Here is a 7,603-nt window from a genome sequence, read left to right as displayed (position 1 = left end):
GCTCTATTTATTATGGGCCCCGAAGAGGGCCTCAGGTCAGTTAATGCCATGGCCGACATATACGCCCTGGTCATTGATTCGTCCGGGACCGTTCACTACTCCGAGGGCATTCGGCCCTTTATTATCAGCGGCGACACCCTCGCCGCTGCCGATGATATCGGGACAGTCGTCCGGCGAGATTGAGTATTGCCCGGTCGAAATGCGGCTGAAAGGAACATGGCCTCGGATTGAGGCCATTTTTATTGAACAAGGGCAAGTGCTGGGGGAGGGACTTCCCACCATCCGTATCCGGAAAAGTGGCGTGTCTTACGGCGGTCGCCCCAGTTCAGTAGTCTCGACCTGATGGACTTAGTATATTTAAAGGCTATGGCTAGGTCGAGACACAACCGTAGGCCCGGGCAGGCTGAATCGGAAGAATCCCGGCTGCGCCCATTATCTGCCTCAGTCCGGGGCCACGGCTCCATATTTCTTGAATAGTGATTTTCTAATGTATAATAAACTGCTCCTTTATGGTCTCACCGGATTTCTCCTTCTCACTTCATTAATGACATTGGCTCTTAGAGAAGGGACGACAACAAGGGGTCAAGGGTCGCATCACCATAGACTACCCATTCGAAAAGCGTCATCAAAAGCACCGCCTGAAAAGAAGTTCTCGGGAGTGAAAAAGGCCGATCAGGAAGCTGAGGCCAAGCCATCAAAAGGTACTAGTCTGATCACCATGTTCATGTGCGGCGACGTAATGACCGGGCGGGGAATTGATCAGGTGCTGCCCCATCCCTGCGATCCCCGCATCTACGAGAGTTACATGAGAAGTTCCAGGGGATACGTGGAGCTTGCCGAGAGGGCGAACGGGCCGATTCAACAACCGGTCGACTTTGCTTACATCTGGGGCGATGCCCTGGAAGAGTTGGACCGGGTCAAGCCGGATGTGAGGATAATCAATCTGGAGACCAGCGTAACAAAGAGCAACGACTATTGGAAAGGCAAGGGTATAAACTACAGGATGCATCCGGAGAATATTCCCTGCTTGACGGCGGCCGGCATAGATTATTGCTCGCTCGCGAATAATCACATTCTTGACTGGGGCTATACGGGTCTTACTGAGACTCTGGAAACGTTGCGGAAAGTGAATATAAGCACAGCGGGAGCGGGTCAGAATCTCAGGGAAGCCGAGGCTCCCGCAGTGCTGGATGTCAAAGGGAAGGGGCGGGTGATTGTGTTTTCCTACGGGTCAGTGATTGGTGGGGTACCTATAAGTTGGGCGGCCACTGCCGATAAGCCCGGTGCGAATCTGTTAAGAGATTTATCTGATCAAACAGTCCAAGGTATTAAAAAAGAAGTTGGGGCGGTGAAGCAGAAGGGAGACATCGTAGTTGTCTCTATTCATTGGGGGGGTAACTGGGGTTATCATATTCCTCGTACCCAGATGCAATTTGCCCATAAACTTATTGATGATGCCGGTGTGGACGTAGTTCATGGACATTCCTCTCACCATGTAAAAGGAATAGAAGTATATAAGGACAAACTGGTCATCTACGGCTGCGGTGACTTTCTAAACGACTATGAAGGTATCAGCGGCTATGAAAAGTTCAGGGATGATCTGGCCTTGATGTATTTCGTGAGCGTGGATCCCGCGAGTGGAAAACTGGTTGATCTGCAAATGACACCGACGCAGATCAGGAACTTCCGAGTGAATCGGGCGGCTAAGGCCGATGTGCTGTGGCTGCGAGATGTCCTGAATAGGGAAGGCAAAAGGTTTGGAACCCGGGTGCGATTGAACCGGGATAACACCTTAACGCTGCAATGGGATTGATCCCTTAAAAGCAATTTAATCCAGGGGCGGTGATCCATACAGGAGGCGTTGCGTGAGCATACTGATCAGGAACGTTCTGGTTAATAATGCTGAGCAGGATATTTACGTCGAGGGCCGGCAGATTCGAAAAATCGGTAATGATATCCGGTGTAAGGCCGACCACGTGCTGGATGGTAACGGCAAAGCGGCCATACCAGCGTTCATTAACGGGCACACCCACGCGGCAATGGTGCTATTGCGGGGCTGGGCGGATGACATGCTGCTCGATGATTGGCTGAACAAAAAGATATGGCCGATCGAATCCAAGCTGACTGAGGAAGATGTCTACTGGGGCACACGGCTGGCTTGTCTGGAGATGATCGAATCCGGAACGACGTTTTTCAATGACATGTACTGGCATTACCACAGCGTAGCCCGGGCCGTTGAAGATTCGGGGATCAGGGCCGCCGTCTCGGCCGTTTTTATCGACCTTTTCGACGAGAAGCGAGCCAGAGAGCAGATCGATCTGAACCGCAAACTATTCGCGGAGACGCAGCAGTATAGTGATCGGGTCGTATTCACCTTAGGCCCTCACGCCCTCTATACGGTCTCGACTGAAAGCCTGCAATGGGCCCGGGACTTTGCCGAAGAAAACGGTTTGTCAATCCATATTCACCTGTCGGAAACCCAGGAAGAAGTGGAGGACTGCCTTCGACGCCACAAAAGGCGACCGATTGAGTATCTGAACGACATCGGTTTTTTAGGTCCCAACGTCATCGCCGCCCACGTGATATGGGTGAATGAGAGGGAGATCGAGCTCCTCCAGGAACATCAGGTAAAGGTGATCTATAACCCCACTTCCAATATGAAGCTGAGCGCCGGTATCTTCCCGTATGAGAGGTTGAAAGCGGCCAACATCAGTATAGCGCTGGGGACCGATGGTTGCGCCTCTAACAATAATCTGGACATGCTGGAAGCGATGAAATTTGCCACCCTGCTGCAGAAGCTCAGCGCCAAGAATCCCGCCACATTGCCGGCGCAGGACGTCTTCGATCTGGCCACAGTACACGCCAATCCGGTTTTTAATCTCAACGGCGGCGAACTGAAGGAAGGCAGGCTGGCCGATCTTCTGCTGGTTGATCTGAGCAACGTTCACATGACCCCCCTTCATGACCTGATTCACAATTTAGTCTACTCGGCCAATGGCAGCTGTATAGATACCACCATCTGCGACGGGAAGATATTGATGCAGGACCGCATCGTCGAGGGCGCGGAGGAGGTAAAGCAAAGGGCCCAGGATGTGGCCAGGGACCTACTGCGCCGCTGACCGGAATAGCGCCAGGGCGGCATCGTGATAGCGCAGGGCCTCGTTTCCGGCCCGGTCCATCGTCTCTCCCAATGCCAGGAAGCCATGGCCCCGAAGCACGATATAATAGTGCCTTCCGAGCACCTTCTGGACTTCTCCCACCAGCTCCAGCGTGCCATACGGTTGCTCACGCGCGCTAATCGGCAGATTTAAATCGCTACCATACTGCAGGACTAACGGATCGTGGCCGTGGAAAACGGCATTTATCTCCGGTCGGCGCTCGTAGATGCTGGAATGCATAATAGTCTCCGATGAGGGCTCCTTCAGCCCGATGGCAATGACTCGCCTGCGCTCAACGTCCATTTCCAGGACCTGCCCGTAGTCATCCGCCTGCATATTCCCCAGATCAGCACCGGCGGCGGTGATGATAAAACCCTGCCCGCTTCTGATACTCATGTTTCCGGCGTGGGCCTGCCCGGCTGCCGGTGCCAGACCGTATTCGGAGAACCGGCGGCACCAGGCCGATAATTCCGGTAGCCGCTCATCCGTTACGCGCTGGCGAGCCTTGAAAATCGTCTGGAATTTGGGACCTGAGTATATCTCAGCCATTTGACTTGTCCAGGGTTCGGACCGCTTCAGGCTTGATGATGCCCTTTTCAGTGATGATGCCCCGAATGTACCGTGCCGGGGTAACATCGAAGGCGGGATTCCTGGCCGGGCTATCGCGCGGGGCTATCCGCTTACCATCAAAATGGAGAATTTCATTTTCGTCCCGCTCTTCGATGGGGATGTCGTCTCCCGATGCACACGTCCGGTCTATCGTCGATAGCGGGGCCGCGATATAGAGCGGAATCTGATTTTCTTTGGCCAGCACGGCCTTCTGGTAGGTCCCGATCTTATTGGCTACATCGCCGTTGGCTGCCACCCGATCGGCCCCGGTGATGACGATATCGATCTCACCCCGCCGCATGAAGTGCCCGGCGGCATTATCCGCGATGATGGCATGGGGGATGCCCTCCTGGGACAGCTCCCAGGCGGTCAGCTTGGCACCCTGCAACCGTGGCCTGGTTTCGTCGACGTATACATAGATTGCTTTCCCGTCGTAGTGTGCCATTCGTACCACAGCCAGGGCCGTGCCGTAGTCAACGGTGGCCAGGGCGCCGGCGTTGCAGTGGGTCAGGATCCGGTCCCCGTCCTTGATCAACGCCTTTCCGTGATTCCCGATCTGCCGGCAGGCCGCGATGCTGCGTTCAGCATAGGTTTCAGCCGCGTCCAGAGCGGCGGCCTTCATTTGCTCAAGCTTCCCGGCTTTGAGCAGGCGATCGAAGACATAGCGCAGTCCGTCCGATAAATCATGAGCCGTTGGCCGGGTCTGCTCCAAGGTAGTTTTTACATCCTGGATCTGACCCATATCACGGCGGGTTAGTTGATTGACGGCCTGGGCCAGGGCGTAGGCCCCCAGGGCACCGATGGCCGGCGCACCCCGTACCAGCATAGTATTGATAGCGTCGGCAACTTCAGAATAGTGACCGAGCGATACTATTTCAAAGCGAGCGGGGAGAAGCAGCTGATTGATGGTCTTAATCACGCCCCCCTCCATCCAGACCGTGCGATAATGTCTTTGATTGATGATCATCGTAAAGCCCTATAACTTAAGGCATTATTCAACCACCAGGGTACCCGTTGCAGCCAAAGGTTGTTTTCCATTATGAATCCAGCGGGCTGAAAGCCGACTTTCTAGATGCCAGTAGCTAAGCTTCCACCTATAATTAGTTAATGAATAATAGGAAAACATGCAAGCATATAAGAATTTCGGGTAAGGTCGCAGATCGGTCACTGACGCTGTTAATATTAATGTATGCCAGAGCATCCAACCTGCCCCCGTTGTGGTTAAAAGTGGCTCGGTTCAATCCGTAGCGGGAAGGTACGCTGCAGCAGGTGTCGCTACGAATGGTCCCCGGATTGGCAACCACTGTGTTTGATCCGAAGAGAATGGGCCCGCCGACTCCGTTGGTTTTTGCGTGGTCAGCCGCCACGGCCCGGCCCTGATTGGTGGTAAAGTGTGGGCTCAGATGGTGCCGCAGGTGGAGTCCGAGACCTTGCTTCCCTCGAGCACCACGCCGGTGGAACCGGGTCCCATTGTACGCTCAGACCCTGGAAGACTTGCACCGGTTGGCAGCCAATGGCTATGTCCATCGACTTTTCAAACACCAGGAAGATTAATATAGCGATCATATGAGCAATCACATAAATGGCCTTGAGGGATTCTTCCGAAGGAATCCCCTCGGTATGGGTCTACATGAATGGGAGACTAGCAGCTAAAAACGCCATTCACCGGGGAAGGAATCAGCACTGAGTGGCTCTCTTAAGACTTTACCTATATTTATACAAAATTCGGCATTATATTTTTAGAATGGCAGATTACGAGGAAGGATAATAGAGATGAATGAACTAACAATCATTGCTGAAAGAATAAATTATAGTTCGCCAAGGATAGAAAGATTATTGAAGTCTTTTGATTTTGTTGGAATTCAAAATATTGCGAGAGAACAAGCCGAAGAAGGGGCAAACTATATTGACATAAACATAGGCCCATTACCTGCTGAGTACATGGAAAGTACTATTGAAGCAGTACAGGAGGTTGTTAACCTACCTTTATGTTTTGATTCCGATGATATTACTAAATTAGAAGCAGGACTCTATGCCTATGATAGTAATAAATCAGATGGTATTCCTATTTTAAATTCAGCAACGGAATCAAGAATTGAAGAGGTACTTGCTTTAAGGCAAATAAAAGAGTGCCAGGTTATACTTCTAGTTTCTGAGAGATTGGTAGGAACATCTAAGTACTCAAATTTAACAGTAAAAGAAATTTGCGAAACTGCCAAGAGATTATTTTATAGAGCCGTTGATAGGTCTTTTGGATTTAAACCATATCAGATTTATATTGATCCAGGAATGTCTCCAATTGGAGGAGATGTTACTGGAATGGTTAATTTGACTTTGGATGCTATAGCGGAAATAAGGAATCACATAGAAGATGTTCATATACTTGTTGGGCTTTCGAATCTTACCCATTCCTTGCCAAAAGAAGTAAGATTGTTTATAGAAAATGCATTTCTAACTTTAGCTATACCTAAAGGATTAGATACTATAATAGGTAATCCATCGAAAAAGTATCAAATATTAGATAAAGAAAATTATTATGTTCAAGGAATTATAGAAATACTTAATACTCAGGGTTTAGATCGATTGAAAATCTTACAGGGATTATATTTAGAATCCTATTAAGATTAAAAATGATTTAAAGGTCAGAAAAATGAAAGTAGTTGATCATTTAAAAAAAGCATCAAAGGGAAATGGAACCCTATTTAGTTTTGAAATAGTTCCACCTGAAAGAGGAGGAAGCGCGGTAGATCTTATAAGTATAGTAGAAGATCTCGTAAAATATAAGCCACCATTTATTGATATCACCAGTCATTCGGCGGAAGTAAGATATATAGAGAAGCCAAATAATATAGAGAAAGAAGTTAAAAGGAAAAGGCCAGGTACATTAGGTATTTGTTCATTAGTTCAGTGGAAGTATGGGATTGATGCGATACCCCATGTTCTATGTAGAGGATTTACAAGAGAAGAGACCGAAGATTTTTTAATTGATTCAAATTTTATGAGTATACAGAATGTTCTTGCACTTAGAGGAGATGCTAAGAGAAGTGATAGAAAGGAACATACAAGTGGTAGAAGTATAAATGAATACGCTATTGATTTAGTTAAGCAGATAAGAGATATGAATAAAGGAATTTATCTGGATGGACTAGGAGACAACACTTCGTTTTGTATTGGTGTAGCTGGGTATCCCGAAAAGCATCCCGAGGCGCCGAACATGGAAACTGACTTAAAATATCTTAAGTTCAAAGTAGAAGCTGGAGCTGATTATATTGTTACACAGATGTGTTTTGATACTAACATCTACTTTAAGTTTGTTGAAATGTGTAGAGATAATGGTATTAATATTCCTATTATTCCTGGAATAAAAATAATTGGTACTAAAAATCAACTTAAGACTATTCCAAGAGTTTTTAAAATTGATATACCATATGAATTATCTGATAAGATAGAGCAAGTTAAAGAACAAGAAGAGGTAGAAAATATTGGCATATCCTGGGCCGAAAAACAAATCAGGAGCTATGTTAATGATGAGAGGGTTCCCGCGGTTCATATCTATGTAACTAATGACATTAAATTAGTAAAAGGAGTTATGGATAAATTTAGTAGATGACTGTATGAGGATATTTTTGAGATTAGGCCTTTATAATCAAAAAGATAAAGAAAATTGTAGGATGAAATGTAGATATGGATTACACATCCGAGCAAATATTTTTCTAACGGTAATGTACGTTTTCAGAGAATTTTGAACAGTTTTAATTAAAAACTATGAGAGATATTTTGCATTTCACAGATCCTTTGTACACCTTATTAGAAACATTATGCGCACTATCTTCGCG

The 7,603-nt window shown here is 47.9% G+C and carries 7 protein-coding genes; 5 read left to right on the top strand and 2 right to left on the bottom strand.

All coding sequences use genetic code 11. The features are described from left to right. From ACETWG_02170 to ACETWG_02160, 3 genes are all read left to right on the top strand, one after another. Positions 1 to 183, top strand: a 183-nt coding sequence (locus ACETWG_02170; protein ID MFB0515394.1) for a hypothetical protein, incomplete at its 5' end; no start/stop codon positions are given. Between the two features lie 535 nt (positions 184 to 718). Then, on the top strand, positions 719 to 1,813 hold the full coding sequence (locus ACETWG_02165) for a CapA family protein (protein ID MFB0515393.1): 1,095 nt from the start codon (positions 719 to 721) through the stop codon (positions 1,811 to 1,813). A 52-nt stretch (positions 1,814 to 1,865) separates the two neighbouring features. Then, complete coding sequence (locus ACETWG_02160) at positions 1,866 to 3,119, top strand: amidohydrolase (protein MFB0515392.1); 1,254 nt, start codon at positions 1,866 to 1,868, stop codon at positions 3,117 to 3,119. Here the strand turns inward: ACETWG_02160 and ACETWG_02155 are convergent. Next, positions 3,105 to 3,707, bottom strand: coding sequence for a class II aldolase/adducin family protein (locus ACETWG_02155; protein MFB0515391.1), 603 nt, complete (start codon positions 3,705 to 3,707; stop codon positions 3,105 to 3,107). The two genes, ACETWG_02160 and ACETWG_02155, sit on opposite strands and share 15 nt — an antisense overlap. After that, positions 3,700 to 4,734, bottom strand: a complete 1,035-nt coding sequence (gene mtnA, locus ACETWG_02150) for an S-methyl-5-thioribose-1-phosphate isomerase (protein ID MFB0515390.1) — start codon at positions 4,732 to 4,734, stop codon at positions 3,700 to 3,702. Before mtnA ends, ACETWG_02155 begins: the two co-directional genes overlap by 8 nt. An 806-nt stretch (positions 4,735 to 5,540) precedes the next feature. Between mtnA and ACETWG_02145 the strand changes: the two genes are divergently transcribed. Together ACETWG_02145 and ACETWG_02140 are read left to right on the top strand one after the other, a co-directional pair. Then, positions 5,541 to 6,389 (top strand): dihydropteroate synthase, encoded by an 849-nt coding sequence (locus ACETWG_02145; protein ID MFB0515389.1) that lies wholly within the window; start codon positions 5,541 to 5,543, stop codon positions 6,387 to 6,389. A gap of 28 nt (positions 6,390 to 6,417) precedes the next feature. Continuing rightward, positions 6,418 to 7,377 carry a methylenetetrahydrofolate reductase gene (locus ACETWG_02140; protein ID MFB0515388.1) on the top strand — a complete coding sequence of 320 codons (960 nt, stop codon included), beginning with the start codon at positions 6,418 to 6,420 and terminating at the stop codon, positions 7,375 to 7,377. Positions 7,378 to 7,603: the final 226 nt, after the last annotated feature.

The organism is Candidatus Neomarinimicrobiota bacterium (genome assembly GCA_041862535.1).
Classification (GTDB): domain Bacteria; phylum Fidelibacterota; class Marinisomatia; order SCGC-AAA003-L08; family TS1B11.
Note: the sequence above shows the minus strand (reverse complement) of the source record. Positions and strands in the feature narration are given on the sequence as shown.

What these genes read in the sequence shown, in the direction of transcription:
- ACETWG_02165 (MFB0515393.1), top strand. Translation starts at nt 719, where the DNA reads ATGTTCATGTGCGGCGACGTAATGACCGGGCGGGGAATTGATCAGGTG.
- ACETWG_02155 (MFB0515391.1), bottom strand. Translation starts at nt 3,707, where the DNA reads ATGGCTGAGATATACTCAGGTCCCAAATTCCAGACGATTTTCAAGGCT.
- mtnA (MFB0515390.1), bottom strand. Translation starts at nt 4,734, where the DNA reads ATGATCATCAATCAAAGACATTATCGCACGGTCTGGATGGAGGGGGGC.
- ACETWG_02145 (MFB0515389.1), top strand. Translation starts at nt 5,541, where the DNA reads ATGAATGAACTAACAATCATTGCTGAAAGAATAAATTATAGTTCGCCA.
- ACETWG_02140 (MFB0515388.1), top strand. Translation starts at nt 6,418, where the DNA reads ATGAAAGTAGTTGATCATTTAAAAAAAGCATCAAAGGGAAATGGAACC.